The 26,962-nt window shown below is 72.0% G+C and carries 26 protein-coding genes; 15 read left to right on the top strand and 11 right to left on the bottom strand.

The window, feature by feature from the left end:
* Positions 1 to 18 precede the first annotated feature (18 nt).
* The 4 genes from O7620_RS16835 to O7620_RS16820 all read right to left on the bottom strand — a co-directional run bounded on the left by O7620_RS16835 (position 19) and on the right by O7620_RS16820 (position 4,405).
* Positions 19 to 1,029 carry a tyrosine recombinase XerC gene (locus O7620_RS16835; protein ID WP_151490301.1) on the bottom strand — a complete coding sequence of 337 codons (1,011 nt, stop codon included), beginning with the start codon at positions 1,027 to 1,029 and terminating at the stop codon, positions 19 to 21.
* Positions 1,030 to 1,310: 281 nt separating this feature from the next.
* Positions 1,311 to 2,498 carry a DNA-protecting protein DprA gene (locus O7620_RS16830; RefSeq protein ID WP_278123741.1) on the bottom strand — a complete coding sequence of 396 codons (1,188 nt, stop codon included), beginning with the start codon at positions 2,496 to 2,498 and terminating at the stop codon, positions 1,311 to 1,313.
* The gene (locus O7620_RS16825; protein WP_151490299.1) at positions 2,495 to 4,015 is read right to left on the bottom strand and encodes a YifB family Mg chelatase-like AAA ATPase; all 1,521 of its coding nucleotides are present in this window, start codon (positions 4,013 to 4,015) and stop codon (positions 2,495 to 2,497) included. The genes O7620_RS16830 and O7620_RS16825 overlap by 4 nt, the downstream gene beginning before the upstream one ends.
* A 30-nt stretch (positions 4,016 to 4,045) precedes the next feature.
* Positions 4,046 to 4,405, bottom strand: coding sequence for a YraN family protein (locus tag O7620_RS16820; RefSeq protein ID WP_151490298.1), 360 nt, complete (start codon positions 4,403 to 4,405; stop codon positions 4,046 to 4,048).
* Positions 4,406 to 4,656: 251 nt separating this feature from the next.
* Here O7620_RS16820 and O7620_RS16815 point away from each other — a divergent pair, with 251 nt between their 5' ends.
* From O7620_RS16815 to O7620_RS16780, 8 genes are all read left to right on the top strand, one after another.
* On the top strand, positions 4,657 to 5,883 hold the full coding sequence (locus O7620_RS16815; RefSeq protein ID WP_347403771.1) for a hypothetical protein: 1,227 nt from the start codon (positions 4,657 to 4,659) through the stop codon (positions 5,881 to 5,883).
* Between the two features lie 373 nt (positions 5,884 to 6,256).
* On the top strand, positions 6,257 to 7,156 hold the full coding sequence (rpsB, locus tag O7620_RS16810) for a 30S ribosomal protein S2 (RefSeq protein ID WP_151490296.1): 900 nt from the start codon (positions 6,257 to 6,259) through the stop codon (positions 7,154 to 7,156).
* A gap of 134 nt (positions 7,157 to 7,290) precedes the next feature.
* Positions 7,291 to 8,118 (top strand): translation elongation factor Ts, encoded by an 828-nt coding sequence (tsf, locus tag O7620_RS16805; protein WP_151490295.1) that lies wholly within the window; start codon positions 7,291 to 7,293, stop codon positions 8,116 to 8,118.
* Between the two features lie 161 nt (positions 8,119 to 8,279).
* Positions 8,280 to 9,047, top strand: coding sequence for a UMP kinase (gene pyrH, locus O7620_RS16800; protein ID WP_151490294.1), 768 nt, complete (start codon positions 8,280 to 8,282; stop codon positions 9,045 to 9,047).
* Positions 9,048 to 9,134: 87 nt separating this feature from the next.
* Positions 9,135 to 9,692, top strand: a complete 558-nt coding sequence (frr, locus tag O7620_RS16795) for a ribosome recycling factor (RefSeq protein ID WP_088946658.1) — start codon at positions 9,135 to 9,137, stop codon at positions 9,690 to 9,692.
* 274 nt (positions 9,693 to 9,966) lie between these two features.
* Entirely contained in the window at positions 9,967 to 11,436 is a 1,470-nt protein-coding gene (locus O7620_RS16790) for a phosphatidate cytidylyltransferase (protein ID WP_278123739.1), read from the top strand.
* 104 nt (positions 11,437 to 11,540) lie between these two features.
* Entirely contained in the window at positions 11,541 to 12,698 is a 1,158-nt protein-coding gene (gene rlmN, locus O7620_RS16785) for a 23S rRNA (adenine(2503)-C(2))-methyltransferase RlmN (RefSeq protein ID WP_151490292.1), read from the top strand.
* Positions 12,699 to 12,729: 31 nt separating this feature from the next.
* Positions 12,730 to 13,881, top strand: coding sequence for a DivIVA domain-containing protein (locus O7620_RS16780; protein WP_278123738.1), 1,152 nt, complete (start codon positions 12,730 to 12,732; stop codon positions 13,879 to 13,881).
* 79 nt (positions 13,882 to 13,960) lie between these two features.
* Here O7620_RS16780 and O7620_RS16775 read toward each other — a convergent pair whose 3' ends face one another.
* The gene (locus O7620_RS16775; protein ID WP_151490290.1) at positions 13,961 to 14,182 is read right to left on the bottom strand and encodes a DUF2631 domain-containing protein; all 222 of its coding nucleotides are present in this window, start codon (positions 14,180 to 14,182) and stop codon (positions 13,961 to 13,963) included.
* A 197-nt stretch (positions 14,183 to 14,379) separates the two neighbouring features.
* Between O7620_RS16775 and O7620_RS16770 the strand changes: the two genes are divergently transcribed.
* Positions 14,380 to 15,960: a Rieske 2Fe-2S domain-containing protein gene (locus tag O7620_RS16770; RefSeq protein WP_278123737.1), complete on the top strand. Its 1,581-nt coding sequence runs from the start codon at positions 14,380 to 14,382 to the stop codon at positions 15,958 to 15,960.
* 271 nt (positions 15,961 to 16,231) lie between these two features.
* Here the strand turns inward: O7620_RS16770 and O7620_RS16765 are convergent, their stop codons facing one another.
* From O7620_RS16765 to O7620_RS16755, 3 genes are all read right to left on the bottom strand, one after another.
* The gene (locus O7620_RS16765; RefSeq protein WP_278123736.1) at positions 16,232 to 17,827 is read right to left on the bottom strand and encodes an NAD(P)/FAD-dependent oxidoreductase; all 1,596 of its coding nucleotides are present in this window, start codon (positions 17,825 to 17,827) and stop codon (positions 16,232 to 16,234) included.
* A gap of 93 nt (positions 17,828 to 17,920) precedes the next feature.
* On the bottom strand, positions 17,921 to 19,759 hold the full coding sequence (locus tag O7620_RS16760) for a HAMP domain-containing sensor histidine kinase (protein ID WP_278123735.1): 1,839 nt from the start codon (positions 19,757 to 19,759) through the stop codon (positions 17,921 to 17,923).
* Positions 19,749 to 20,450 (bottom strand): response regulator transcription factor, encoded by a 702-nt coding sequence (locus O7620_RS16755; protein WP_192580344.1) that lies wholly within the window; start codon positions 20,448 to 20,450, stop codon positions 19,749 to 19,751. The genes O7620_RS16760 and O7620_RS16755 overlap by 11 nt, the downstream gene beginning before the upstream one ends.
* Positions 20,451 to 20,563: 113 nt before the next feature.
* Here O7620_RS16755 and O7620_RS16750 point away from each other — a divergent pair, with 113 nt between their 5' ends.
* Genes O7620_RS16750 through O7620_RS16735 form a run of 4 tightly spaced genes read left to right on the top strand, consistent with a single transcriptional unit; the run spans position 20,564 to position 24,225 of the window.
* Positions 20,564 to 21,172: a hypothetical protein gene (locus O7620_RS16750; RefSeq protein WP_278123734.1), complete on the top strand. Its 609-nt coding sequence runs from the start codon at positions 20,564 to 20,566 to the stop codon at positions 21,170 to 21,172.
* Positions 21,162 to 22,268, top strand: coding sequence for a peptidoglycan-binding domain-containing protein (locus O7620_RS16745; protein ID WP_278123733.1), 1,107 nt, complete (start codon positions 21,162 to 21,164; stop codon positions 22,266 to 22,268). Before O7620_RS16750 ends, O7620_RS16745 begins: the two co-directional genes overlap by 11 nt.
* 50 nt (positions 22,269 to 22,318) lie before the next feature.
* Positions 22,319 to 23,011: an ABC transporter ATP-binding protein gene (locus tag O7620_RS16740; RefSeq protein WP_278127039.1), complete on the top strand. Its 693-nt coding sequence runs from the start codon at positions 22,319 to 22,321 to the stop codon at positions 23,009 to 23,011.
* A complete protein-coding gene (locus tag O7620_RS16735) occupies positions 23,008 to 24,225 on the top strand; it encodes an ABC transporter permease (protein ID WP_278123732.1) in 1,218 nt (405 codons plus the stop codon). Before O7620_RS16740 ends, O7620_RS16735 begins: the two co-directional genes overlap by 4 nt.
* Here the strand turns inward: O7620_RS16735 and O7620_RS16730 are convergent, their stop codons facing one another.
* A complete protein-coding gene (locus tag O7620_RS16730) occupies positions 24,226 to 25,059 on the bottom strand; it encodes a YhjD/YihY/BrkB family envelope integrity protein (RefSeq protein ID WP_278127038.1) in 834 nt (277 codons plus the stop codon). It lies immediately after the preceding gene.
* Between the two features lie 51 nt (positions 25,060 to 25,110).
* Between O7620_RS16730 and O7620_RS16725 the strand changes: the two genes are divergently transcribed.
* Positions 25,111 to 25,659, top strand: coding sequence for a GNAT family N-acetyltransferase (locus O7620_RS16725; RefSeq protein ID WP_278123731.1), 549 nt, complete (start codon positions 25,111 to 25,113; stop codon positions 25,657 to 25,659).
* A gap of 9 nt (positions 25,660 to 25,668) precedes the next feature.
* The gene (locus tag O7620_RS16720) at positions 25,669 to 26,256 is read left to right on the top strand and encodes a hypothetical protein (RefSeq protein ID WP_278123730.1); all 588 of its coding nucleotides are present in this window, start codon (positions 25,669 to 25,671) and stop codon (positions 26,254 to 26,256) included.
* 52 nt (positions 26,257 to 26,308) lie between these two features.
* On the opposite strand, the gene O7620_RS16715 is transcribed toward O7620_RS16720, so the two are convergent.
* Together O7620_RS16715 and O7620_RS16710 are read right to left on the bottom strand one after the other, a co-directional pair.
* Positions 26,309 to 26,644 carry a hypothetical protein gene (locus O7620_RS16715; RefSeq protein ID WP_278123729.1) on the bottom strand — a complete coding sequence of 112 codons (336 nt, stop codon included), beginning with the start codon at positions 26,642 to 26,644 and terminating at the stop codon, positions 26,309 to 26,311.
* Positions 26,641 to 26,946, bottom strand: coding sequence for a hypothetical protein (locus O7620_RS16710; RefSeq protein ID WP_347403770.1), 306 nt, complete (start codon positions 26,944 to 26,946; stop codon positions 26,641 to 26,643). Before O7620_RS16710 ends, O7620_RS16715 begins: the two co-directional genes overlap by 4 nt.
* Between the last annotated feature and the right edge of the window lie 16 nt (positions 26,947 to 26,962).

The raw sequence follows: 26,962 nt of genomic DNA, 5'->3' as shown, positions 1-26,962 counted from the left end.
TGAGCCCTCCGGCCCTGGTCAGGCGCGCGGGTGCGCCTGGCGGTAGGCGGCCCGCAGCCGTTCCACCGAGACGTGCGTGTAGATCTGCGTGCTGGCCAGCGACGAGTGGCCGAGCAGTTCCTGCACGGCGCGCAGGTCCGCACCGCCCTCCAGCAGGTGGGTGGCGGCGGAGTGCCGCAGCCCGTGCGGGCTGGTCCGGGGCAGACCCTCGGCCTCGGCGTACCCGCCGACGACCGAGCGCGCGGTCGTCGGGTTGAGCCGACCACCGCGGGCGCCGAGCAGCAGCGCACTGCCGGAGCGGGCAGTTACCAACACCGGACGCCCCCGGCGCAGCCAGTCGTCCAACGCCCGCTGCGCCGGGACCCCGTACGGCACCGATCGTTCCCGCCCGCCCTTGCCGAACACCCGGATCACCCGTCGGCCGTGGTCGACGTCGCCGACGTCCAGCCCGCACGCCTCGCTCACCCGCACACCGGTGGCGTAGAGCAACTCCAGCAACACCCGATCGCGCAGCAGCACCGCCTCGGCGCCCGCCCGCCTCCTCGCGTCGTCGTCCGCGGTCGCTCCCGTCGTCGTCGCGGCGGCTGGCGTGGCCCGCTGCCGGGTTGGTGCCTCGACCAGGGCGGCGGCCTGGTCGGCGCGCAGGACGCTGGGCAACTCCCGGTGGGCACGCGGGCTGGCCAGTGCGGCACCCACGTCGGCGGGGAGCAGGCCGGCGCGGTGCGCCCACGCGCTGAACGCCCGAGCCGACGCGGCTCGCCGGGCCAGCGACGTACGGGCGGCACCGGTGGTCCGCTGCCGGGCGAGCCAGCTGCGCAGCACGGACAGGTCCAGCTCGCCCAGGTCGACGCAGCCCATCCGCACGGCGTGGTCGAGCAGCGAGACCACATCGGTGACGTACGCGCGGACGGTGTGCGCCGACCGGTTGCGGACCCGGGACAGGTGCTCGGCGAAGTCGTCGACCGCGTCGCGCAGCGCCGGCGGCAGCTCCTGGTGCCTGGCCCGGGTGCCCCGGTCGGGCCGGCTCATCGCGGCCGCACCGGGCGGGGGGCAGCAGGCCGCGCTCGTCTGTCGGCTCGGGCACCCCTCGTGACGGCTGGCACGGCACCAGCGTACGGCCGATCGTCGTGCGTCACCGGCCACGCCGGCGGCAGCTCCCTCGGCTGCGACTACCGGCGGTTGGCCCTCCTGATCAGCAGGGCGACCAGCCCGCCGAGGAGTGCGACGGACGTGACGAGACAGCACAGCGTGGTGATGTGCCACGGCTTGATCGCACCCATGACCGAGCACCGTAACGGGTCGTCGTCGACTCAGGTGCCCCGCTTCGGCTTCGGGGGCGGGGCGAGGGCGTAACCGTCGTCGCGTCGGACCACCATCGACAGCTCCTCCAGCAGCGACAACTTGCGCAGCGCGGTCCGCACGTCGACACCGGCGCGGCCGGCGAGCCGGTCCACGTCCATCGCGCCCCGACGGGGAAGCGCCTCCAGCAGCGAACGCGTGTCGTCGTCCAGCGCATCGGTCGGCCGTTGCGGGCCTCGGGCCAGTGGGGCCAGGTCCGCGCCGATCCGGCCGACCTCCTCGAGGACGTGTGCCACACCGGTGACCAGCCGCGCCTTGAGGTGCTCGCGGAGAAACTCGTGTGCGCCGACGGACATCGCCGAGGTCACCGGCCCCGGCACCACCATCGCCGCGCGGCCGGTGTAGATGGCACGCCGCGCGGTCTGCGTCGCGCCGCTGCGCGCCGACGCCTCCACCACCACCGTGCCCAGCGTGCCTGCGGCGATCACCCGGTTACGGATGAGGAACCGAGGCCGCAGCGGCTCGGCACCGGGCGGCCACTCGCTGACCAGCAGCCCGGTGTCGGCGATCCGGTCGAAGAGCGCGGTGTTGCCCATCGGGTACGGCCGGTCCACACCACAGGCCAGCACCGCGACGGTCAACCCGCCGGCGTTCAGGGCACCCCGGTGGGCGGCCGCGTCGATCCCGAAGGCACCACCGGACACCACGGTCCAGTCCCGCTCGGCCAGTCCGTACCCCAACTCGGTGGCGACGTGCTGGCCGTAGCCGGTGGCCGCCCGCGCGCCGACCACGGCCACCGAGCGCTCCATCGCCTCGCCCAGCGGCCAGCTCCCGCGTACCCAGAAGCAGAGCGGTGGGGCGGTCTCACCGTCCACCCGGCGGGTCACGTCCGGAAGTCGCAGCGTCGCGAGACCACGGACGCGGATCGGCCACTCGTCGTCGTCGGGGGTGACCAGGCGGGCGCCGAGCCGGTCCGCCCGCTCCAGTGCCTCGGCCGCGACAGCCCGGGCGTCGCCGGCCGCCGACCGGGCGGCCACCGTGCCGTGCAGCCAGGCGTCCGGGCTGCCGCCACCGAGCAGCAGGTCCAGTGTCGCCACCGGACCGTGTCGCTCGACCAGTTGGTGCACCACACGGGTGCCCGGCTCGGCCAGCCAGGTCAGCGCCACCCGGGCCAGCCTGCTCTCCTCGTCGGCGCTCACGTCGCCTCCCCCGTCCGTAGTTGGGTCGCCTCGCGTACGTCGCCCAGATCCGGCCGGTCCCGGCCGTCCAGATCCGCGATCGTCCAGGCCATTCGGATCACCCGATCGAAGCCGCGCGCCGACAGCGAGCCGGAGTCGAGCCGACCTCGCAGCTCGGCGGTGACCCGGGCGGGTAGCCGCCACGGCGGTCGGCGCAGGTGCGGGCCGCCCACCTCGGCGTTGAGCCGTCGGCCCAGGCCGGCCCAACGGTCGGCGGCCGCCGCGCGCGCCGCCGCCACCCGCGCGGCCACCGCCGCCGACGACTCGGCGTCACCACCGGACGCCATCAGCTCCGCCGCCCGTACCGGCATCAGGCGCACCTGCACGTCGATCCGGTCGAGCAGCGGCCCGGAGAGCCGGCCCAGGTAGCGGCGGCGCACCAGCGGGGTGCATTCGCAGTGCGCGTCGCCGGCCGGTGTCGCGCACGGACACGGATTGGCGGCCAGCACCAGCTGGGTTCGGGCCGGGTATTCGGTGCCGCCCCCGCTGCGGCTCAGTCGGATGCGGCCGCTCTCCAGTGGCTGGCGCAGCGCCTCCAGCGCGCCTCTGCTGAATTCGGGGGCCTCGTCGAGAAAGAGCACCCCCCGGTGGGCCAGCGACACCGCGCCGGGCCGGGCCAGCCCCGAACCGCCGCCGACCAGCGACGGAATCGTGGCCGTGTGGTGCGGTGCCTGGAAGGGCGGGCGGCGCAGCAGCTGACCGCCCGGGGGCAGCAGCCCGGCGACCGAGTGCAGCGTGGTCACCTCCAGCGCCGCGTCGTCGTCCAGCTCGGGCAGGACCGACGGCAGCCGTTCGGCCAGCATCGTCTTGCCGGCGCCCGGAGGACCGAGCAGCGCCAGATGGTGCCCGCCCGCCGCGGCGACCTCCAACGCGCGCCGGCCCACCCCCTGCCCGGCGACCTCGGACAGGTCCGGGCCACCGACGGCCGGCGCCGGGGTGGCCGCCGGTGGCTCGATCAGCGGGCTGCCGTCGCGGACGAACGCGACCAGCCGGTGCAGGGTGTCGACCGCGCGCACCCGTACCCCGGGTATGACCGCGGCCTCGGCGGCGTTGCCGGCCGGCACGATCACCCGCTCGATGCCGGCCCGGGCCGCGGCGGCGACCATCGGGAGTACGCCGCGCACCGGCCGGACCGTCCCGTCCAGCCCCAACTCGCCGAGGATCACCACCCCCTCCAACGGGAGCAGCGGCAGCTCACCCGAACCGCCGAGCAGCGCTGCGGCGATGGCCAGGTCGAAGGCCGAACCAAACTTCGGCAGCGTCGCGGGCAGCAGGTTCAGGGTGATCCGCCGGTTCGGCCAGCGCTGGCCGGAGTTGACCACGGCCGCCCGGACGCGGTCCCGGGCCTCGTGCAGGGCGGTGTCCGGTAGTCCGGAGATCACCACGGCCGGCAGCCCGGCGGCCAGGTCGACCTCGACCTCGACCAGGTGACCGGTGACCCCGACCAGCCCCACGCACAGCACCTTCGCGTAGCTCATGGCGGTCACCGACCCTTCGGGGTGCGCATCTCAGAACGCACCCTTGAGGTGGTCGACCTGGGCCGGGCCGGCGTCGGGCAGCCGCACCGAGAGCACGTCGAAGCGCACCTCGTCGGCGCTCGTCCCGGTCTCGGCGAGCCAGCGCGCGGCCAGCACCCGCAGGCGGCGGGCCTTGGCTGGTACGACAGCCTCGGCCGGTGTGCCGAAGTCGTCGCCCCGACGGGTCTTCACCTCGCAGATGGCGAGCACCGGGCCGTCCCAGGCGATGATGTCGATCTCTCCGGCGGGGCAGCGCCAGTTTCGGGCGATCGGGCGCAGCCCCGCCTCGGTCAGGTGCTGGGCGGCGCACCGCTCGCCGTACGCGCCGACCGCCTGGTTCCGCTTCGTCATGGCTGGCACGGTGCCCGTCGAGGCGGGCGTGCCGCGACCCGAGGACCCCGCGCCTGTGGACAGGGAGCGACCTGTGGACAACCGGACGATCAAGCCCTCGCCGTGCTACGGCACCCGGTATTTCATGATCACTTAATGCTCAGTAGTTCCCAGCGCCACCTGGTGACTGCTGAGCATTAAGTGATCATGATTGGTGGCGCGCTGCCGGGTCGGGCGGGCCGAAATGGCGCGGCCGTGGCCGGTCGCATACGGTGCCGGACGTGGACGGACGACGGAGCTTTCCCGAAGATCAGGAGTCGCGCTGGTATCCCGACGAGCGGGGTCGCGGCTACGGCGAGGCGGAGTGGCGCGCCGCGGGCGAACCGCGCTACCGGGAGGGGGAGATTCCCGAGCAGCGCGACGACACCGGCACAGGTCGCCGCCGTGAACCCGACTCCGGCCGCTTCGGCGCGGTGGACGCGGGTCGGTTCGGTGCGCCCGAGTCGGACTCGGGGCGTCTGAGCGCGGTGGACGCGGGCCGGTTCGGTGCGCCCGAGCCGGATTCGGGGCGCGTGGACGGGGCGCGTTTCGGTGCGCCCGAGTCGGACTCGGGGCGTCTGAGCGCGGTGGACGCGGGCCGGTTCGGTGCGCCCGAGCCGGATTCGGGGCGCGTGGACGGGGCGCGTTTCGGTGCGCCCGAGTCGGACTCGGGGCGTCTGAGCGCGGTGGACGCGGGCCGGTTCGGTGCGCCCGAGCCGGATTCGGGGCGCTTCGGTGCCGTGGACGCCCAGCCCGGCCGGTTCGAGGCTGACTCGGGACGGTTCGGGGCGGTCGACCCGTTGGGTGACGCGCGGTCGGAGGCGGACGGCTACCGGGCGACCCGGTCCCGCAGGGCGGACCGGGATCCCTCGGAGATCTCCGGCGAGCTGCCCGGCCGTCGGGCCGCGCGGGAGCCGGTCGGTGTCGCACCGACCACCCCACCTGAGGCCGCCGGAGATGCGTCGACGGGGGGAGGGGTGCTCGCCGACCAGGCTCGTCCCGCCCCGCTGAGCGCGTACCCGATCGTGGAGCCGACGCGGGCCGGCGGTGAGGCGCCGCATCCGCTGGAGATGCCGACCGGTCCGATGCCGGGAATCGGTCCCCGCGTCGACCTGCCCGCGGGGGAGCCGCCGGCATATCCCCCGGTCGTCGCCGACGGTGTCTACCGGACCCGCCGGCCGGTGCTGGCCGTACTCTTCGCGCTGCTGGTGTTGATCTTCGAGGTTCCGGCGCTGCGGGTGCTGCTGGCCGGGGCGACCGGCGATCCGGTGTCCGCCGGGAACGTGGTGGTGGGCATCGCCCTGGTCGCCGGGCTGCCGATCTTCGCAACCGGGCTGTACGGGCTCCGGACCGGCGGTCTCGCGCTCTCCGACGGCGGCCGCGGCTGGCTGCGCCCGCCGACGGCCTACCTGACCGTCGGGCTGGTGCTCTTCGTGGCCGCCGCGCTCGCCGCCGGGTGATCCGCGGCGCTCGCCGGCTCATTCGCGGTCGATGCTCCACACAACAACCAGGAAATAGTGGCCTCCGACGACGGCGAGGCCACTATTTCCTGGAACGAGCGCGATCAAGCAGGAAGCGGCGCGCGGCACGGAGCGCGCGACGCGGGGCGGAGCAGCACCCGGGGGCGGCTGGGCGGGTGAGGGGCGTACACTGGCCAACTGGCGACCGCCTTGCGCGGTCGACCTCGCGTGCCCTCTTTACGAAATCGTCGTGGAGCGACGGCCTCCCTGGTCCCGATCTTGATCGGGTCCACCATGGGTCGGCGACCAGGCACCAGGACGCCCGGCCACCGGTCGGGCGTGACAACCAGGGATCTTGAGGAGTAACCCAACCATGGCCGTCGTGACCATGCGTCAGCTGCTGGAGAGCGGTGTCCACTTCGGGCACCAGACCCGGCGCTGGAACCCGAAGATGAAGCGCTTCATCATGACCGAGCGCAACGGCATCTACATCATCGACCTGCGCCAGACCCTCGACTACATCGAGAAGGCGTACGAGTTCGTGCGTGGGACCGTCGCCGAGGGTGGCAGCATCCTGTTCGTCGGCACCAAGAAGCAGGCCCAGGAGGCGATCGCCGAGCAGGCGACCCGGGTCGGCCAGCCGTACGTCAACCACCGCTGGCTCGGTGGCATGCTGACCAACTTCCAGACCGTGTACAAGCGCCTCCAGCGGATGAAGGAGCTGGAGGGCCTGGGTGACCTGAGCGGCACCGCCGCCGGTTACACCAAGAAGGAGACGCTCCAGCTCTCCCGCGAGAAGATCAAGCTGACCCGCACCCTCGGTGGTCTGCGGGACATGCAGAAGCTCCCCGCCGCGGTCTGGATCGTCGACACCAAGAAGGAGCACATCGCCGTCGACGAGGCCCGCAAGCTGGGCATCCCGGTGATCGCGGTGCTGGACACCAACTGTGACCCGGACGAGGTCGACTTCCCGATCCCGGGCAACGACGACGCGATCCGCTCGGCCGAGCTGCTGACCAAGGTCGTCGCCGCCGCCGTCGCGGACGGTCTGATCGCGCGTTCCGGCCGCCGCCGGGGCAGCGACGAGAAGCCCGAGGCGGGCGTCGCGAGCGACGAGCCGCTGACCGAGTGGGAGCGCGAGCTGCTCGAGCCGAAGAAGGCCGACGAGTCGGCGACCCCGGCCGAGCAGCCCGCCGCTGCCGCCGAGCAGCCCGCCGCCGAGCAGCCGGCGCAGGCCGCCACCGAGCAGCCGGCGGCCGCGACCGCGGAGTGACCGCACCGTCGCTGCCCCGCTGTCCGTTTTCCCGGACAGCGGGCAGCGGCGGTACGCCGGGCACGATCCGTCCGGATCCGGGTAACCGGCACCTCTGACCATCCACACGCCGTCTCAACACCGAAGAGAGAGCCATGTCCCACATCACCGCCGCGGACGTCAAGAAGCTCCGCGACCTCACCGGCGCCGGCATGATGGACAGCAAGAAGGCGCTGACCGAGGCCGAGGGCGACTTCGACAAGGCCATCGAGATCCTGCGCGTCAAGGGCGCCAAGGACGTCGGCAAGCGGGCCGGTCGTACGGCCGCCAACGGCCTGGTCGCCCACTCCGGCAAGGCGCTGCTCGAGCTCAACTGCGAGACCGACTTCGTCGCCAAGACCGAGTCGTTCATCGCGCTGGCCCAGCAGCTCGTCGAGCACGGTGAGCGCTCCGGCGTGAACACCGCCGAGGAGCTGCTCGCCACCGAGCTGGACGGCAAGGTCGTCGCCGACCTGATCCAGGAGCAGTCCGCCAAGATCGGCGAGAAGCTGGTGCTCAACCGCTTCGCCAAGGTCGAGGGCACCACCGCGGTCTACCTGCACCGCAAGGCCCAGGACCTGCCGCCGGCCGTTGGTGTGCTGGTGTCGTACACCGGCAAGAGCGACGAGGCGGGCGACGCCGACGCTCGTGGTGTGGCCATGCAGATCGCCGCGATGCGGCCGAAGTACCTCACCCGGGACGAGGTTCCGGCCGAGGTCGTCGAGTCCGAGCGGCGCATCGCCGAGCAGACCGCCCGCGAGGAGAACAAGCCCGAGGCGGCCCTACCGAAGATCGTCGAGGGTCGGGTGAACGCCTTCTTCAAGGACTACGTCCTCGTCGAGCAGGCGTCCGTGGCCGACAACAAGAAGTCGGTGAAGCAGATGCTGGCCGAGGCCGGCATCGAGGTCACCCGCTTCGTGCGGTTCGAGGTCGGCCAGGCCTGAGCCGCCACCGGGCGCCGCGCGCGCCCGTGTGCAGGAGACGTCGACGAGGAGGCCGCCGGTGTACGTGACAGGCACCGCGGCCTCCTCGTCACATAGGGTCAGCAGCGGCAGGTTCGCGGTACGCGGCGCACGGGGTGTGCGCGTGGGGAAGGGCGGGGCGGATGACGCAGGTTGTGAGTGACCGGACGCTGGCTGTGGACGATCCGACGGCACCGCCGCCGGGGCGCGCCCGCCGGGTGGTGCTGAAGCTCTCCGGTGAGGTGTTCGGTGGCGGCGCGATCGGCGTCGACCCGGACGTCGTCCAGGCCATCGCCCGGCAGATCGCCACCGTGGTCCGCCGCGGCGTGCAGGTTTCCGTGGTCGTCGGCGGCGGCAACTTCTTCCGTGGCGCGGAGCTGCAGAAGCGCGGGATGGACCGGGCCCGCGCCGACTACATGGGCATGCTCGGCACCGTGATGAACTGCCTCGCGTTGCAGGACTTCCTGGAGAAGGAGGGCATCGAGACCCGGGTGCAGAGCGCCATCACCATGGCCCAGGTCGCCGAGCCGTACATCCCGCTGCGGGCGATCCGGCACCTGGAGAAGGGCCGCGTGGTCATCTTCGGCGCCGGTGCCGGCATGCCGTACTTCTCCACCGACACGGTGGCCGCCCAGCGTGCGCTGGAGATCCGGGCCGACGTGGTGCTGATGAGCAAGAACGGCGTGGACGGCGTCTACACCGCCGACCCGCGGATCGACCCCACCGCCAGCAAGCTCGACTCGATCACCTTCTCCGAGGTGCTGCGCCGCAACCTGCGGGTGGCCGACGCGGCGGCGTTCAGCCTCTGCATGGAGAACGGCCTGCCGATGCTGGTCTTCGGTGCGCAGGGTGACGACACCATCATCCGCGCGGTGGGTGGCGACAAGATCGGCACCCTGATCACCGCCTGAGCCCGCCCCGCCCGAGGTGACGGCAGCAGCGGTCCTGACGACTTTCAGCAGAGCCCACGACGAGCACAGAAGGAGGCGAGGAGACCGGTGATCGACGACACCCTCCTCGAGGCCGAGGAGAAGATGGAGCGTGCGGTCGAGCACGCCAAGGAGGAGTTCGGCGCCATCCGTACCGGTCGCGCCAACGCCGCCATGTTCTCCAAGGTCATCATCGACTACTACGGCACGCCCACGCCGCTGACCCAGATGGCGTCCATCGCGGTTCCCGAGCCGCGGATGGCCATCATCAAGCCGTACGACAACTCGCAGATCAACGCGATGGAGAAGGCGATCCGCGACTCGGACCTCGGGGTGAACCCGAACAACGAGGGCAACCAGCTGCGTATCCTGCTCCCGCAGATGACCGAGGAACGTCGCCGCGACATGATCAAGGTGGCTCGGCACAAGGGCGAGGAGGCCAAGGTGGCGATCCGCAACGTCCGCCGCCGTGGCAAGGAGGAGCTGGACCGGATCGTCAAGGACGGCGAGGCCGGCGAGGACGACGGCCGCCGCGCCGAGAAGGAGCTGGACGACCTGACCCAGCGCTACGTCGCCAGCATCGACGACCTGGTCAAGCACAAGGAGACCGAGCTGCTGGAGGTCTGAGGACCGGCCCGGCGTTCGCCAGGTGACGCAGTCGACGTGAGGCCCGACCCCGAACCGGGGGCGGGCCTCGTGCCGTATGCGCGACGGGGCGCGCCATCGTCCGCCTCACCCGATCGGCGGGTGCAGTAGGCTCGGCAGGATTCCCGGCCACCGGGTGGTGAACACCGGGAATCGACCGACCGTCGGGGCGGTCAATCGGAGGAACACCGCGCGTGTAGGGGATGGTTGTGGTCTTGCGTCATGTGGTCGTTCTCGCGCCACGTCGCGGTGCGTGATGTCCCACCCCGACCCCTACACGGGAGAGCCGCGCGGCTGGGACCGACCGGAGCGCCCGGTGGCCCTGCCCTGGCCCGAGACCGAGATCGAGGCGGGTCAGTGGACTCGCCGTCCGTCCGGCCCTGAGCTGTACGCCGAGCCCCGCACCCGCCCGTACGCCGAGCCGGTTCCGGCGGATCCGTACGACGAGCGCGGCCGGGCGGTCCGCCCGGACGACCGGGACCGCTTCGACGACCGCGATCGGCACGACCGCTTCGACGACCGGGACCGTTACGAGGACGACCGCAACCAACCTCACCGGTACGACGACCGGGGCCGTGCCGGTCGGTACGCGGACCGTCCGCCCGCGGGTCGCGACGGCACCCCGACCCGTCACGACGGCCCGCAGCGCTACGACGAGCCGGGCCGCTACGACGAGCCGGGCCGCTACGACGAGCCGGGCCGCTACGACGAGCCGCGGCGATTCGACAACGGTGGTGGCCCGGTCCGCTACGACGACGTCGACTACCCGACCGCGCAGCTCGCGCCCATCGGGGCGGACATCGGACCGGATCTGGATCCGGAGGTCGAGCCGGAGCCGCCGACCGGTCGGCGGGCGAAGGGTCGACGGCGGGCCAGCGTCGACCGCCCGGCCACCCAGCAGGTGGGCACCGGGCGTGCCGGCCGCAACCTGCCGGCGGCGATCGGGGTGGGGCTCGGCCTCGGCGCGCTGATCGTGGTGCCGCTGGTCTTCTACCCGTTGGCGTTTCTGCCGGTGATCGCCGGAGCCATGGCCGTCGGCATCTGGGAGATGGCCCGCGCCGTCCGCCGCAGCGGCGCGCATCCGCCGCTGGTGCCGCTGGTCGCCGGTGGCGTGCTGACGGTGGGTCTGGCCTGGTTCGCGGGCCCGGACGCGCTCAGCCTGGGACTGCTCGTGACCGTGCTGGGCACCATGATCTGGCGGCTGGGCGACGGCCCGGCCGGCTTCCAGCGGGATCTCACCGCGGCCACCCTGATCGCGGTCTACGTGCCGTTCCTCGGCGGTTTCGCGGCCCTGCTGGCGGCGGCGCCCGACGACGGCCCGCTGCGCATCCTGGCCACGCTGATCGCGGTGGTCCTCTCCGACACGGGTGGGTACGCCGCCGGGGTCTCCTTCGGCCGTCATCCGATGGCCCCGTCGATCAGCCCGAAGAAGTCCTGGGAGGGCTTCGCGGGTTCGGTCACCGCCGCGGCGCTGGGCAGCGCCCTGCTGCTGTGGCTGATGTTGGACGTGGCTCCCTGGTGGGGTGCGCTGTTCGGGGTGGCGGTCTCCTGCGCGGCGGTCCTCGGTGACCTCGCCGAGTCGATGATCAAGCGGGATCTCGGTGTCAAGGACATGAGCAACCTGCTGCCCGGCCACGGTGGCCTGATGGACCGCCTGGACTCGATCCTGTTCGCGGTGCCGACGGCGTACCTGCTGCTGGCGATCTTCGTGCCGGTGGTGGGGTGAGGCATGGATCACGGCGCCCCGGTCCTCCCGATCCGGCGGTCGGGACCGGTTCGGCACCTCCGGACGGGTGTGTGCCGCCGGAGGCGTGACACACTGGACCAGCCATGACGAGCCTGCCCTTGATCCCCGCCATCTCGGACGCCCCCACCGCGCGCCGGGCCTCCATGCCTCCTCAGCACCTCGCTGACCTGGACCTGGCCGGTCGCCAGGAGCTGGTGACCGGCCTGGGTGAGCCCGCGTTCCGCGCCAAGCAGGTCTCCAACCACTACTTCGGGCGCCTGGTGCGCGACCCGCAGGCCATGACCGACCTGCCGGCGGCGACCCGGGAGCGGCTGGCCGACCAGCTGCTGCCCACGCTGCTCACCCCGGTCCGGGAGCTGGCCTGCGACGACGGTGCCACCCGCAAGGCGCTCTGGAAGTTGCACGACGGCGCGCTGGTGGAGAGCGTGCTGATGGGCTACCCGGACCGGGTGACCGTCTGCATCTCCAGCCAGGCGGGCTGCGGGATGGCCTGCCCGTTCTGCGCGACCGGCCAGGCCGGGCTGACCCGCAACCTGTCGACCGCCGAGATCGTCGACCAGGCGGTGTACCTGGCCGGCGTGGCGGCGTCCGGCGCGGTCTCCGGCTCACCGCCGCGACTGTCGCACGTCGTGTTCATGGGCATGGGCGAGCCGCTGGCCAACTACAACCGGGTGATCGCGGCGATCCGCCGGCTGGTCAGCCCCGCTCCGGAGGGCCTCGGCCTGTCCCAGCGGCACATCACCGTTTCCACGGTGGGCCTGGTTCCGGCCATCCGCCGACTGGCCAGCGAAGACCTCTCTGTGACCCTTGCGTTGTCGTTGCACGCCCCCGATGATGATCTGCGCGACGAACTCGTGCCGGTAAACCAGCGCTGGAAGGTAGCCGAGGTGCTGGACGCAGCGTGGGACTACGCCGCCAGGACGGGCCGTCGCGTGTCGATCGAGTACGCGATGATCAAGGACGTGAACGACCAGCCGTGGCGAGCCGATCTGCTCGGGCGGCTGTTGGCCGGCAAGTTGGCGCACGTGAACCTCATCCCGCTCAATCCGACGCCGGGCAGCCGCTGGGACGCGAGCCCGAAGCCGGTGGAGCGGGAGTTCGTCCGGCGGTTGCGCGACGCCGGGGTGTCCACCACCGTACGGGACACCCGAGGTCGTGAGATCGACGGCGCGTGTGGCCAGCTCGCCGCCGCCGAGGACACCGACACCAACACCGACCGCGCCGGAGAGGCACCGGCGTGACCAGGCGTGGCGAACGAGACCAGGAGACATAGTGGCGAGTCAGGGTCAGCGTTTCCGGCGCAAGGCGCTCCGCCGGGGATACAAGGTCGACGAGGTGGATGCCTTCCTCGACCGGGTCGAGGCGACGCTCGACGGCCGGCAGGTCGGCGCGCCGGTGGCCTCCCAGGAGGTCCACGATGTCGTCTTCCGGGTCCGGTTCAACGGCTACGACGAGTGGCAGGTCGACCTGCACCTGGACCGCGTCGAGCGACAGCTGGCCGAGCTGGAGGAGCGCACCAGCGCCGGGCGCGGCGGTGACCCCCGGATGGGCCCACCGGACCGGATGGGTCCGCCGATGCGTGACGACCGTGGGGGCATGGTGCCGCAGCCGATGCCGCCGCGGCCGATGCCGGCGCAGCCCGGCCCGCCCGACCGGTACGGCCGCTACGACGAGCCGACGGGTGCCTTCGCCGGTGGGTACGACGCCCCCCGTGGTGGTTACGACGCGCCGCGTGGTCCGGCCGGTCCCGGCCCGATGGGCCCCGGCGGTCCGATGGGCGGGCACGGCGTACCGCCTCGTGGCCTGCCCGCCGGTCCCGGCGGCTACGGGCCGCCCGACGACCCGCGGATGCCCGGCGGCTACGGCCCCCCGGACGACCAGCGCATGCCCGGCGGCTACGGGCCGCCCGACGACCCGCGTTCGTCCGGCGGCTACCCGCCGGAGGAGCCGCGCTTCGACGGCTTCGAGGCCGGCCGGCACGGTCGCGCCGACATGACCGCCGAGATTCGGATGCCGGAACGGGACCTGCGCGACATGCGCCGTGGTCCGGCCGGTCCGCCTCCCATGCCGCAGCCGGGCATCGGTGGTCCGCCGATGGCCGGTCCGCCCGCCGTGGCCGGCCCTCCGATGGCCGGCCCGCCGGTGGGCGGCCCGCCGATGGCCGGTCCTCCCGGCAGTGACCTGTACCGGGTCGACCAGATCCGGCGCAGTTTCCAGGTCCGTCGCTTCGGCAGCGGGTACGACCCGGACCAGGTGGACCGGTTCTTCGAGACCCTGCTCGGCGGCATGCAGCGCCGCAACCCGATGCCGGTCGACCCGAAGGACCTGGATACGCTCCGGTTCGGCCTGGTGCCCGGTGGCTACTTCGAGGCCGAGGTCGACGCCGCGCTCAAGGACGTGCAGGACATCCTCTTCGGGCGCTGAGTCCGACGCGTACGCGACGAGGGCCCGTCCCCGGGTGGGGGCGGGCCCTCGGCGTACGTCAGCCGGGTGTCCGGCGAGGTCAGGAACGCAGGCCGTTGCGCCGCAGCACGGCGTCGCCGATCACGATGATCAGCAGCAGCGCGGCCAGGCCGACCAGCCAGATGTCCTCGACCCTGCCCTCGTGGTTGCCGCAGATCATCGCCAGCAGCGCCAGCGCGGACAGCACCGCGCCGATGCGCCCGGCCTTCCGGTGCCCGGGCTTGTGCTGGTCTGGCGACGTTACCGGCTCGCTTCCTGCCACTGTCGGTCCTTCCCTCGCGATCGGATCTCCGGTTAGTCTGGCACGCCTCCTGCCCGGGGCGGCGCGGTGGGTGTTTCCCGGCCGTTGGCCCTGCCCGCCCAGGCCGGACGTCACTACCGGCGTCGCGGGGCGACGGTCAGACTCCCTCCGGTAGCGTTTGGCGTACACCTGATTGTCTGTTTGAGGGGGACTGTGCGGTGCGAGTGACCGGAACCGGGCACGCCAGTATGCGGATCGACACGGCCGCGGGCAGCATCCTGTGCGACCCGTGGGTCAACCCGGCCTACTTCGCCTCCTGGTTTCCTTTCCCGGACAATTCCCTGCTCGACTGGGAGAGCCTGGGCCAGGTCGACTACCTGTACGTCTCCCACCTGCACCGGGACCACTTCGACGCGAAGCACCTGCGGGACTTCGTCTCCAAGGACGCCACCGTCCTGCTCCCCGAGTTCCCCACCTCGGAGATGGAGGACGAGTTCCGGGCGCTGGGCTTCACGAAGTTCCTGAAGGCGCCCAACGAGCAGGTGGTGGAGCTGCCCGGCGGCCTGAAGATCATGATTCAGGCGCTGACCAGCCCGACCGACGGCCCGATCGGCGACTCGTCGCTCTGGGTGGAGTACGACGGGGTGCGGCTGCTCAACCAGAACGACGCCCGACCGACCGACCTGAGCGTCTTCGCCGAGTTGGGGCACGTGCACGCGCACCTGCTGCAGTTCTCCGGGGCGATCTGGTATCCGATGGTCTACGAGCTGCCGCAGGCGGCGAAGACGGCGTTCGGCAAGCAGAAGCGCGACCGGCAGTTCGACCGGACGTGGCGCTACATCGACGACCTGAAGGCCGACCACGTCTTCCCGATCGCCGGCCCGCCGTGCTTCCTCGACGACGCGCTGTGGCAGTTCAACGACATCCACGGCGACGAGGGCAACATCTTCCCCGACCAGTCCGTTTTCCTGTCGGAGTACGCCAAGGTCGGCGGCACCAACGGGATCGTGCTGCTGCCGGGCAGCGTCGCGGAGGTCACCACCGAGGGCGCGAGCACCACCCACCCGGTGCCGGTGGACGAGTTCTTCGCGAACAAGGTCGCCCACCTGGAGGAGATGCGGGAGCGGAAGCGCCCCGTCATCGATGCGGAGAAGGCGTCCTGGCGGCACCCCGAGGTGGACGTGCTCGGCGAGATGAAGCGCCGGATCGAGCCGCTGCTCGACGAGTCGATCTACCTGGCCAAGGGCGTGGGCGGTCCGGTGCGCTTCGATCTGGTGGGGTACGACGGCGAGAGCGTCGAGTCGATCGTGGTGGACTTCCCGGGCAAGGAGGTCCGGCCGTACGCCGACGAGAAGGTCCGCTACCGGTTCCGTACCGAGCGGTCGCTGATCGAGCACCTGCTCTTCATCGACGAGGTGGACTGGGTCAACTCGCTCTTCCTGTCCTGCCGGTTCTCGGCGGCCCGGATCGGCCAGTACAACGAGTTCGTCTACGCGTTCTTCAAGTGCCTGTCGGAGGAGCGTCTCCAGTACGCCGAGGGCTGGTACGACGAGCACGAGCGCAGCACCGACGCCGAGGACATCACGCTGGGCGACTGGGTGGTGCAGCGGCGCTGCCCGCACCTGAAGGCGGACCTGACCCGCTTCGGCATTGTCGAGGGTGACCAGCTCACCTGCCAGCTGCACGGCTGGCGCTTCGACCTGCCCAGCGGCCGCTGCCTGACCAGCGTGGGCCACAAGGTGCGCGCCCACCGCGTCGACGCGGAAACCCCCGCCCCGGCGGGCGAAGCCCTGAGCTGACCCCGCGGCGCTGCCCCTTCCGCTCCGCGATCTTGCACTTTCTGCGGGTGCAAAGCACCGCAATCGCCCCAGAACGGCGACCGAAAGTGCAAGATCGCGGGGAGGGGTGCGCGACGAGAGCGGGGCGGGCGTGGCGGGGGCGGACGCGCGGGAGAGCGAGTACCGGTACGGACGCGGCCGGGAGAAGGCGCGTACCTCCTGCTGGTCGGCTACTACCTGATCGGCGGTCCGGGGGATCTCCGACCGTCGGCCGGCGCGACCGGGAACAGGGTCAGCGTCCCAGGTCGGTGAGGATGCGGCGGGCCGCGTTGTGGCCGGCGGCGCCGATCACGCTGCCGGCCGGGTGGCAGCCGGCGCTGCCCGCGTACACGCCGTCGATGCCGGTGGCGTACGGCATCCGGTCGGTGAACGAGACGGTGTTGTCGACGTGGTGGATGTGCCCGCCGGTGATGCCGAAGTGCGCCTCGATGCCCGGCGGGGGCAGCGGCACCGCGTCGGCGATCAGGTCGCCGGTGCCGGGGGCGTACCGCTCGACGATCTCGATGAGCCGGTCGACGTACCCGGGCAGCTCGGCGTCCCAGGTGGTGCCGGCCAGCTCGTAGGGGACCGACTGGACGAACAGCGCCGACGAGTGGTGCCCGGCGGGGTCGGAGAGCGACGGGTCGACGGTGGTGTGCAGGTACCACTCGATGGTGGGCTCCGCCGGCAGCCGCCCGGCCTGCACGTCGGCCCACATGCCGCGCAGCGCGGTCATCGGTGAGGTGGTGTCGCCACCGACCAGCGACGCGGAGCCGGGCAGCAGGTGGATGGTCGAGCCGAACGGGCTCGGTGTGCCCTCGGGCAGGCAGGAGAAGTGCGGCAGCCCGGTGAGCGCCAGGTTGAGCTTCAGGGTGGTGCCGGGGCGGCGGACCGCCGCCATCCGTTCGCCGAGCGGCGCCGGCAGCGCGCCGTCGGGCAACAGGTCCATCAGCCGGTACGGGTCACACGCGCCGAGCACCACCCGGGCGGCGACCTGCCGACCGTCGGCCAGCACGACGCCACTGGCCGCGCCGCCGTCGAGCGTCACCGCGCTCACCGGCGTACCCGTCAGGATGGTCGCACCGGCGGCGCGGGCGGCCTCGGCGAACGTGCGCGAGACCGTGCCCATGCCACCCTCGGCGATCATCCAGGTGCCGCCGGAGCCGGGCAGCCGGCACATGTTGTGCACGAGGAAGTTGTGGCCGGTGCCGGGGTCGTCCGGGCCGGCGTTGAGCCCGGACAGCCCGTCGGTGACGGCGTACATGCTGACCAGCAGCTCGGAGCGGAACTCGAACCGGGCCAGGTAGTCGGCCACCGAGCCCTGGACGAGGTCGACGAAGACCTGCCGCAACGCCGGACGGACGTACCGCTCGGCGGTCTCCTGGACGGTCAGCGGCTCGGCCAGCCAGGCCGGGGCGAGATCCTCGCGCAGCGCGGCCAGCTCGGCCTGCATGGCGTCGTCGGCGGCCACGTCGGCGGGGGAGAAGAACTCGGCGAGCTGTGCCCGGGTCGCGGTGGTGTCGCTGCCGAAGAGCAGGTACGGCGAGCCGAGGCCGCCCGGCGTGGGCAGGAAGTAGTGCGGGTCGCGGCGCAGCACCGGGATCCGTACGTCGAGGGTGGCGAGCAGCTCCGGCGGCATCAGCCCGAGCAGGTACGAGCCGGTGGAGTGGCGCAGCCCCGGCACCTTCGGGAACGGGTTCTCGGTGCGGGTCGCGCCGCCGAGCACGTCGGCGGCCTCCAGGACGAGGACGTCCAGGCCGGCACGCGCCAGCAGGACCGCGGAGACCAGGCCGTTGTGCCCGGCACCGACGATCACGACGTCGGCGCGGGCCGGAATCTCACCACTCATGCCGCCGCAGCCTAGTCCACCCACCCACCCACCCTTGTGGTGATCAAGAGGTTTGCGTCATCAGACGCCGTCCGGTTGACGCAAACCTCTTGATCAAGAGTGCGGAGCGGGGAGGTGGAGGGTGAAGGTGGAGCCTCGGGTGGGTTCGCTGGTTGCCGTCACCGTGCCCTGGTGGGCCTCGGCGAGCTTGCGGACGATCGCCAGGCCCAGGCCGCTGCCACCGGTCTGCCGACTGCGGGACTTCTCCGCCCGCCAGAAGCGGTCGAACACCCGGGGCAGGTCCGTGGCGCTGATGCCGCTGCCCGTGTCGGCGACGGCGATGGTCACCTCGCCGTCCGCAGTCCGGGCGTCGATCGTCACGCTGCCGCCCGCGGGGGTGTGGCGTACCGCGTTGGCGACCAGGTTGCCGACGGCCTGGCGCAGCCGTACCGGGTCGGCGTACACCTGCGGGTCGGCGTCGACCCGCAGGGCGAGCGTGACACCGGCACGGTCGGCCTGGACGCGGTGCGCCTCCGCCACCTGGGGGAGCAGGTCGGCGAGGTAGACCTGTTCGGGGTGCAGCCGCAGGGCACCGGCGTCCGCCTGGGCGAGGTCCTGCAGGTCGGCGATCACGTGTTGGAGCAGCGTCGCCTCCTCCAGCAGCGAGGACACCAACCTCTGGTCCAGGACGGCGACGCCGTCCTCGGCGGCCTCCAACCAGCCCCGGATGTTGGTGACCGGGGTACGCATCTCGTGGGCGATGTCGCTGACCATCGCCCGGCGTAGCTGTTCCAGACGCTCACGCCGCTCGGACATGTCGTTGAACGCCTCGGCCAGCCGGGCAATCTCGTCCCGGCCGGTGACCCGGACGCGGGCGGATCCGTCGCCGTCGCGCATCCGTTGCGCCGCCCCGGTCAGCGCGTGCAGCGGCCGGGTCAGCCGGATGCCGGCGAGCACGGTGACCCCGACGCTGACCAGCAGGACGAGGCCGGCGACCGCCGCGATGCGGATCTGGTTGGCCCGGGACAGGTCGAAGGTCGTGGTGGGGTGACCAGCAGGATCGCTGACGAACAGGGTCGCCGCCGGGGCGACGTAGGCAAGGAGCTGTTCCCGCCGGCTGGTGCCCACGCAGGCGTTGGCCGCGCGGCTGTGATCCTGGGCGACCCCGGTGAGGTCCGGCTCGGTGTACCGCTCGGGGCGGGGCCGCGTCGTCCAGGTCCAGTCCAGGGCGACGTTCACGGGCGTCAGTTTGCGCCGGGCCAGGCAGGTGTTCACCAGCGCGTTCAGCTGTGCCAGCGCCTTGCGTTCGGTGGCTGTCGGGGCTGCCAGCTCCTCGCGTGCCAGGTCGCAGCGCGCTGAGTCGCTGTCGTTGAGGTCGGTGCCGGGGGTGTTGAGCCGGGGCCGGCCGGTGGGCCCCAGCTCGACGACAACCGCGATCCTGATCCGTACCCGCAGGCACAGGGCGGCCTGGTCCGCCCTGTCGCGCAGCGTCCGGCGCTCGTCGGGTGGGAGCAGGTACGGGCCGGAGGCGCGGGGGTCGATACGCGCGGCGTCGACGGCCGTGCCGGATCCCAGGACCAGGGCGGTGTCGACGGCGAGCGCGTCGACGGTCGCGGACGGCTTCGACGGCAGCGGACCCGCCTCGGGTGCCGAGTCGGCCACCGGCGTGCCGGATTCGGTGGTCAGGGTGATGCGCCGGCCGACCTGCGCGGCGAGCGGTCGCAGGGTCGCGTCGACGCCGTCCCAGGTGGGGTGGGTCGCCGCGTAGCCGACCAGCGTGTCGTAGATGCGGGCGTCGTCGGCGAGCGCCTGCCCCTGTTCCTGCCGGATCGCCCCGGTCGTGGTCCGTACCGCCAGCCAGGCGGTCGCCGCGATCGAGCCGACGGCGATGAGGACGGCCAGCACCAGCAGCCGGAGCAGCAGGCTGCGGTGCAGCGGCACCTCACGCCGCATGGGAGCTCTCCTCGGTGAGCTTGTAGCCGACGCCGTACACCGTCACCAGTCGGGTCGGCTTGCGCGGGTTCGCCTCGATCTTGCGGCGCAGGTTCATGACGTGGACGTCGACGGTCCGGCCGGTGATGTACCGGTCGAACCCGTGCAGGTAGCCGAGAAGCTGGTCGCGGGTGAAGGCCCGTCCGGGTTGGGCGGCCATCGCCTGCAGCAGCTGGAACTCGCCAGGTGTGCAGTCGACGGGTCGTCCGTCGGCGCGTACCTCGTGGCGGACCGGGTCGACGTGCAGGGCGCCGACGCGCAGCACCGGATCGGCCAGCCGCGCCGTCCGCTGTCCCCGCCGCAGCAGTGTCCGCACCCGAGCCACCAGTTCGCGAGGGCTGTACGGCTTCGTCATGTAGTCGTCGGCGCCCAGGTCCAGGCCGAGCAGCAGGTCGTCCTCGGTCGACCGGGCGGTCAGCATGAGCACCGGCAGGTCGGACTCGCGGCGCAGGATGCGGCAGACGTCCAGGCCGTCGACCTTCGGCATCATCACGTCGAGGATCAGCAGATCCGGTGAACGTTGGCGGATCTGCTCCAGGGCGGCCCGCCCGTCGCCGACGACGACCACGGTGTGCCCCTCGCGTTCCAGGTAGCGGCGGGCCAACTCGGCCTGCTTCTCGTCGTCCTCGGCCACCAGCACCCGCGCACCCACGGCAGCGACTGTACGTTGCCGAGCCGCCCGCTGGCGGTGCCGCTGAGCTGGGGCTACCGGATGAGCACCAATCTCTGACAGGTCTCTGACAAGTGCTCGTGATGCTGCTCGGCATGACGAAGGCACCACAACGACTCGGGCTCGTCGTGCTCACCCTGCTCGCCGCCGTCCTCAGCGGCTGTGGCGGTGCGACATCCGACGCCGACGCCGACGCCGGCAGCACGGCCGATGTCGCCTCCCTCGCCACGGCATCCGTCGCGCCGAGCGCGTCCGCCTCCGGTGCGGCCGCGACCGGCCGCCCCCAGTTGCGTCTGGACATGACCGACGACGAGACGAACCGGCTCTGGAACACCTACAACATCTGCCTGCGGGACAACGGGGTGAAGGAGAACAAGGTCCGGATGGAGGCAGCGGCCGCCGAGGGGAGCAACGTGATCTCCCTGGACCAGAGCGGCGAGCCGAAGGCGGCGTACGTGGCGTGCGCCAACAAGCTGCCTCTTCAGCCACCGGAGCTGGACGAGGAGAGGAACCCGAACTACGTGAGCCAGTGGAACGACTACGTGCAGTGTCTGCGCGGCCGCGGCATGAAAATCCACGCGTTACCGGACGGCTCCGGCTGGACGTACGACGACGGAGTTGCCGACCCGACGGGCGGCCTCGACGCTCCGGCGATGGAAAAGGCCGAGAAGGAGTGCACGATGGAGGCGTTCGGTGGCAAGTAGGCCGAGCCGACGGACGGCGATCGTGGTGGCGCTCGTGACCGTGGTGGTCGCCGTCGGCGCGGGCATCGGCGTGCTGGCCCTGCGGCGTGATGGCGCCGACGACACGGCGAGCGCCCCGCCGCCGGTGACGACGACGAAGGTGACCCGCACCGACCTGTCGGACAGCCGGTCCCTGGACGGGACGCTCGGCTTCGGCCCGGAGCGGGTGGTCAAGGGGACGGGCGAGGGGATCGTCACCCGGCTGCCGAAGGTGGGCGACACGGTGGCCCGGGGCAAGCCGCTGTACTGGGTCAACGACCGGCCGGTGCCGGTGCTGTTCGGCGACACCCCGCTCTTTCGTACCCTCGACAAGCCCGGCCTGGTGGGCAGCGACGTGCGGATCGTGTGGGACAACCTGAAGGCGCTCGGGTACGCCACCGGTACGCAGCCGACTCGGGCCAAGGACGGCACGAAGATCGACCCGGGTCGGGCTCTGCTCACCGACGCGCTCGTGGCCGCTATCAAGAAGTGGCAGCAGGCGCTCGACCTGGAACCCACCGGCCGGATCGAGGTCGGGCAGGCCGTGGTGCTGTCCGGGCCGGTCCGGGTCAGCGCGGTGAAGGCCCTGCCCGGTGATCCGGTCGCCGGTGACCTGCTGGCCGTCACCGAGAAGGCCAAGCTGGTGACCGTCGCGGTGGAGGCGACCGAGGTCGCCACCATCCGGGTGGGCGCCGCCGTGGCGGTCACCCTGCCGGACAGCTCCGAGATCCCCGGCCGGGTCGCCTCGATCTCGCACACCGTCCAGGGTGGCGGCCCGGACGCGGGAGCCGGCCAGGACGGTCCACCCAAGGTGGACGTCCTCGTCACACCGGTCAAGGCGGCGGACGTGGCGAAGCTGGACGCGGCGTCGGTCCAGGTCACGTTCACCACGAGCACCCGCAAGAACGTGCTGACCGTGCCGGTCGGCGCGCTGGTGGCGCTCCGCGAGGGTGGTCACGCCCTCCAACTGCCCGACGGCGGGTTGCTGGCCGTGGAGACCGGGATGTTCTCCCGCGGTCTCGTCGAGGTCAGCGGTGCCGGCGTCACCGAGGGCCTCCAGGTGGTGACGGCCGGGTGAGCACCGCGATCCCCACCCGCGCCGGGGACGCGCCGACCGAGGTCATCCCGGTGTACGCGGAACCGGTCCTCAGCATCGACCGGGTGAGCCGGACGTACCCGGATGGTGTCACCGCGTTGGACGACGTTTCGCTGACCGTCCGCGCCGGTGAACTGCTCGCGATCGTCGGACCGTCCGGTTCCGGCAAGTCGACCCTGCTCAACATCATGGGCACCCTCGACCTGCCCACCAGCGGGCGGGTACGCATCGCCGGGCAGGAGGTCACCGACCTGTCCGACCGTCGGCTCTCCGCGCTGCGCGGCCGGTGGCTCGGCTTCGTGTTTCAGCAGTTCCACCTCGTCGGAGGGCTCGACGCCGCCGAGAACGTCGCCACCGGGCTGCTCTACGCCGGCGTACCCCGTCGTCGGCGGCGCCGTACGGCGATCGACGCGTTGGCGCGGGTCGGCCTGGCGCACCGGGTCGACCACCTGCCGCACCAGCTTTCCGGTGGGGAGCGGCAGCGGGTGGCGATAGCGCGGGCGCTGGTCAACGATCCGGCGTTGGTGCTGGCCGACGAGCCGACCGGCGCCCTGGACACCGCCAACGGGGAGGCGGTGCTGGCTCTGCTGCTGGCGTTGCACGCGGAGGGCACCACCATCGCCGTCATCACCCACGATCGGGACCTCGCCGCCCGTACGCCCCGACAGGTGGACATCCGCGACGGGCGGATCGTCTCCGACACCGTTGACAGGAGCCGCGGATGAGCACGCAGAAGCCGGCACACGGTGGCCGGCCACCCCGGCTCGCCCCGACCGACGTACTCCGGCTCGGTCTGCTCGGGCTCACCACCCGGCGGATGCGGGCGGTCCTCTCCGCCCTGGGCATCTCCATCGGCATCGCCACGATGATCGTGGTGGTGGGCATCCCGGCGTCCAGTCAGCGTGACCTGATGAATCAGCTCTCCGCCCTCGGCACGAATCTGCTGCGCGCCGAGCCGGTGCCGGATCGGGATCCGCCAGTGCTGCTGCCCGAGGAATCCGTTGCGATGGTGGACCGGATCGGGCCGGTCGAGACGGTGAGCGCCGTCGCGAACACGCACGTCGCGGTCCGCCGCAACGACCTGGTGGACAGGTACGACACGGCGGGGCTCGCCACGCTGGCCACGCGGCCGGACCTGCTGGACACGGTCAACGGCCGGGTCCGCACCGGCCGTTTCCTCGACGACGGCACGGCGAAGCTGCCGACCGCCGTCCTCGGTTACGTGGCCGCGAGCCGTCTCGGGTTCAGCACCGTGGACCCGGCCCAGCCGCCCCAGGTGCGCATCGCCGAGCGCTGGTTCACCGTGATCGGCGTACTGGAGCCGTTGCCTATCGCACCGGACCTCGACCGGTCGGTGCTGGTCGGTTGGGACGCCGCCCGGGACCTGCTCGGCTTCGACGGTCACCCCACGGTGGTGTACGTGCGGGCCCGCGAGGACGCGTTGGAGAACGTCCGCGCGGTGCTGCCGGCCACCCTCAACCCGCAGCTGCCCGGCCTGGTCCAGGTCAGTCGCCCCTCTGACGCGCTCGCCGCGAAACGGGCCACCGAGAGCACGTTCTCCGCGCTGTTTCTCGGGTTGGCGGCGGTGGCGCTGCTGGTGGGTGGGATCGGGGTGGCCAACACGATGGTCATCTCGGTGCTGGAGCGCCGTCGGGAGATCGGCCTGCGTCGGGCGCTCGGCGCGAACCGTGGCCAGATCCGGGTGCAGTTCCTCACCGAGTCGGTGCTGCTGTCCGTGCTCGGTGGTGCGGCCGGTGCGCTGCTCGGGCTGCTCGCGACGACCGGCTACGCCAGTTATCAGGGCTGGCCCCCGACCATCCCGGTGACCTCGGTGGTCGGCGGGATCGGCGGCGCCCTGCTGGTGGGCATGGCCGCCGGGGTGTACCCGTCGATCCGCGCGGCCCGCCTGACCCCCACCGAAGCCCTCGCCACCCCCTGATCATCCCGGGGAGCGGTGTGCGCGCCAGCGGGAGAGGGCCAGGGTCGCGGAGTAGCCCGCGAGGACGATCACGTGGAACAGGTACAGCCACAGGAGGACGGCCACACCGGCGCCGATCTCGTCGAAGCCGCCGAAGGGCACCCCCAAATCCAGGGGGAACGAGGCGAAGAGCACGAATCCGTGCAGGAAGCCGGAGAGGTTCGCGGCCGTGAACGACCCGATCCCGAGGGTGGAGAGCCAGTCCGGCGATGCCGGCCCGACCACCCGGAACACCCACACCAGCACCGGAGTGAGCACCAGCCAGACCGCCAGGAACGACAGCACCACCCCGAGCACGCCGACCCAGCCGCCCTGCCGCACGAGGCGGGTGGTGAGCGGCAGCGCCAGCAGGATCGACAGTAGTAACGCGGGAGCCGGCGCGAGCAGCGGCAGCAGCAACAGCCGGCCTCGCCAGCCCACCAGGTGCTCGTCGGTGCGGGGTGCCGCCACCGAGACGAACGCCCGGCGCAGGCCCTCGCCGTACAGCGACGCGGGCAGGACCGAGGCCAGGGCCAGCAGCGGGGTCAGCTCCACCCCGGCGTCGACCAGTGCCTCCACCGCCCGGGGCGCGCCGATCGCGGTGGGCAGCGCCTCCACGGCGTACGAGGTGAGCCGGCGTACCCGCTCGGCCCCGGCGATCAGCGAGGTGAGCCAGATGGCCAGCAGGGCGACCGGCACCACCGCGATCGCCCCGTAGAAGGTGATCGCGGCGGCGTGCAGCGACAGGTCTCGTCCGCGCACCGGGCGGAACGCGGCGCTGGTGATCCGCTTCGCCCGCTGCCATCCGCTGCCCATCGTGATCTCTTTCCCCATCGCCGTGGCCGTCACTCCTTAAGATCGCCGGTCATGACTGGTCTCACCACCGAACGCCTGATCCTGCGTGATTGGACCGCAGACCCGGCCGATCTGGCCCGGATCTACGACATCTACTCCCGCCCGGAGGTCACCCGCTGGTTGGGAGTTCCCGGCCTGCCGATGAGCGACTCGAGCCAGGCCGCCGAGCGGCTGCGCGTGTGGCAGGAGCGGCACGCCGCCGACCACGGCCGGTACGGCACCTGGGCGATCGAGGTACGCGACACCGGCCGGGTGGTAGGCACGGCGCTGCTCAAGCCGCTGCCGGGTCGCGATGAGACACGGCGTACCGAGGACATCGAGGTGGGTTGGCACCTGCACCCGGACTCGTGGGGTCACGGGTACGCCACCGAGGCGGCGCGGACGCTCGTCGCACGGGAGTTCGCCGCCGGCACCTCGGAGATCTACGCGGTCGTCTCGCCCGGCAACGACGCGTCGATGGCGGTGTGCCGGCGACTCGGCATGGCCCACGTGGGCCGGCGCAGCGACTGGTACGGCGGCGAGGAACTGGAGACGTTCGTCCTGGCGGCACCGGGCGCCTGAGCGCGCGGCATGCGGATCCGCGACACGTACGCCGACGGCATCAACCTGAGCAACGGCACGCGCAACTCGCGGGTGTTCAACTCGTCGTTCCGCACCACCGGAGACGACGCGCTCGCGGTCTGGGCCAACCCGTACGTCAAGGACCGCACCGTCGACATCGCCCACGACAACCACTTCGTCAACAACACCATCCAACTGCCCTGGCGGGCCAACGGCATCGCCATCTACGGCGGCTACGACAACTCGATCGAGAACAACCTGATCTACGACACCGCCAACTACCCGGGCATCATGCTGGCGACCGACCACGACCCGCTGCCCTTCTCCGGGACGACGCTGATCGCCAACAACGGGCTCTACCGCACCGGCGGCGCCTTCTGGAACGAGGACCAGGAGTTCGGTGCGATCACGCTGTTCCCCGCGACCCGGGACATCGTCGGGGTCACCATCCGCGACACCGACATCGTCGATTCGACGTACGACGGCATCCAGTTCAAGAACGGCGGTGGCAACATGCCGAACGTCGCCATCACCAACTCGGCCGACGGCACCATCGTCATCCAGCCGGGCTCACAGTTCGTCATCAACGGCGGCTGAACCCGGTCGGGGGCCACTGCGGTGGTCCCCGACCGTTCCACCCATCGCCTGATCACCACGCTTTCGCCGAAGTCGGGGTGTCCGTGTGCTGCGGACACCCCGACTTCCACAAAGTCGAGTCGATCATTGCGGCGCAGGGTCCGCCGTGGGCATCGGGCCGCCGGCAGCGGCCGGTGCCGTCGAGCTTGGCGTCGCAGAACACCCGGGTACGCAGAAACTGCGCGTCCTCCTCGCTGAGCGTGGTCTCGCCGAAGTCGAGAACGCTGAGATGGCCGAGCGAGTCGCGCAGCGCCACGGCCAGGGCGGTGACCTCGTCGAGGCTGGTCAACGTGGTCGGCAGGTGAATGATCCACCGTGGCGGCAGGCGGTCCCCGGTCGCGAAGGTCATCGCAATGCCACCGTTCCTCCGGCGATCAGCGTCTGTACCTGCTCGTCAGTCAGACCACGCTGCTCCAGGACGCGACGGCCCCAGCGGTGCAGCCGGCACGGATGTGCTGCCTGGTCCTTGCGGCATCGCTGACCGTCGGGCCGCTGCTCGGGGGCGTGCACGGTGACCGCCCGCACCGCGAACACGACGTCCTCGGTGGTCACGTAGGGCGGCATCGGCAGATCATCGGTGCGTTCGTCAGTCGAGTCCATGGCCGTCCTTCGGTGGGACTTCGCGGATTCGCGGTCATCAACGATGGTCATTCTGATGGTGGCCTGG

Origin of the sequence: Micromonospora sp. WMMD710 (assembly GCF_029626045.1) — a bacterium.
In the GTDB taxonomy this organism is placed as follows: Bacteria; Actinomycetota; Actinomycetes; order Mycobacteriales; family Micromonosporaceae; genus Micromonospora.
Note: the sequence above shows the minus strand (reverse complement) of the source record. Positions and strands in the feature narration are given on the sequence as shown.

Bases quoted from the DNA above. Each gene is read 5' to 3' on its own strand.
- O7620_RS16760 (WP_278123735.1), bottom strand. From the start codon at position 19,759: ATGCGGCGTGAGGTGCCGCTGCACCGCAGCCTGCTGCTCCGGCTGCTG.
- O7620_RS16835 (WP_151490301.1), bottom strand. From the start codon at position 1,029: ATGAGCCGGCCCGACCGGGGCACCCGGGCCAGGCACCAGGAGCTGCCG.
- O7620_RS16765 (WP_278123736.1), bottom strand. From the start codon at position 17,827: ATGAGTGGTGAGATTCCGGCCCGCGCCGACGTCGTGATCGTCGGTGCC.
- O7620_RS16825 (WP_151490299.1), bottom strand. From the start codon at position 4,015: ATGAGCTACGCGAAGGTGCTGTGCGTGGGGCTGGTCGGGGTCACCGGT.
- O7620_RS16725 (WP_278123731.1), top strand. From the start codon at position 25,111: ATGACTGGTCTCACCACCGAACGCCTGATCCTGCGTGATTGGACCGCA.
- O7620_RS16730 (WP_278127038.1), bottom strand. From the start codon at position 25,059: ATGGGCAGCGGATGGCAGCGGGCGAAGCGGATCACCAGCGCCGCGTTC.
- O7620_RS16715 (WP_278123729.1), bottom strand. From the start codon at position 26,644: ATGACCTTCGCGACCGGGGACCGCCTGCCGCCACGGTGGATCATTCAC.
- O7620_RS16750 (WP_278123734.1), top strand. From the start codon at position 20,564: ATGACGAAGGCACCACAACGACTCGGGCTCGTCGTGCTCACCCTGCTC.
- O7620_RS16735 (WP_278123732.1), top strand. From the start codon at position 23,008: ATGAGCACGCAGAAGCCGGCACACGGTGGCCGGCCACCCCGGCTCGCC.
- O7620_RS16790 (WP_278123739.1), top strand. From the start codon at position 9,967: ATGTCCCACCCCGACCCCTACACGGGAGAGCCGCGCGGCTGGGACCGA.
- O7620_RS16720 (WP_278123730.1), top strand. From the start codon at position 25,669: ATGCGGATCCGCGACACGTACGCCGACGGCATCAACCTGAGCAACGGC.
- rlmN (WP_151490292.1), top strand. From the start codon at position 11,541: ATGACGAGCCTGCCCTTGATCCCCGCCATCTCGGACGCCCCCACCGCG.
- rpsB (WP_151490296.1), top strand. From the start codon at position 6,257: ATGGCCGTCGTGACCATGCGTCAGCTGCTGGAGAGCGGTGTCCACTTC.
- O7620_RS16820 (WP_151490298.1), bottom strand. From the start codon at position 4,405: ATGACGAAGCGGAACCAGGCGGTCGGCGCGTACGGCGAGCGGTGCGCC.
- pyrH (WP_151490294.1), top strand. From the start codon at position 8,280: ATGACGCAGGTTGTGAGTGACCGGACGCTGGCTGTGGACGATCCGACG.
- tsf (WP_151490295.1), top strand. From the start codon at position 7,291: ATGTCCCACATCACCGCCGCGGACGTCAAGAAGCTCCGCGACCTCACC.
- O7620_RS16710 (WP_347403770.1), bottom strand. From the start codon at position 26,946: ATGACCATCGTTGATGACCGCGAATCCGCGAAGTCCCACCGAAGGACG.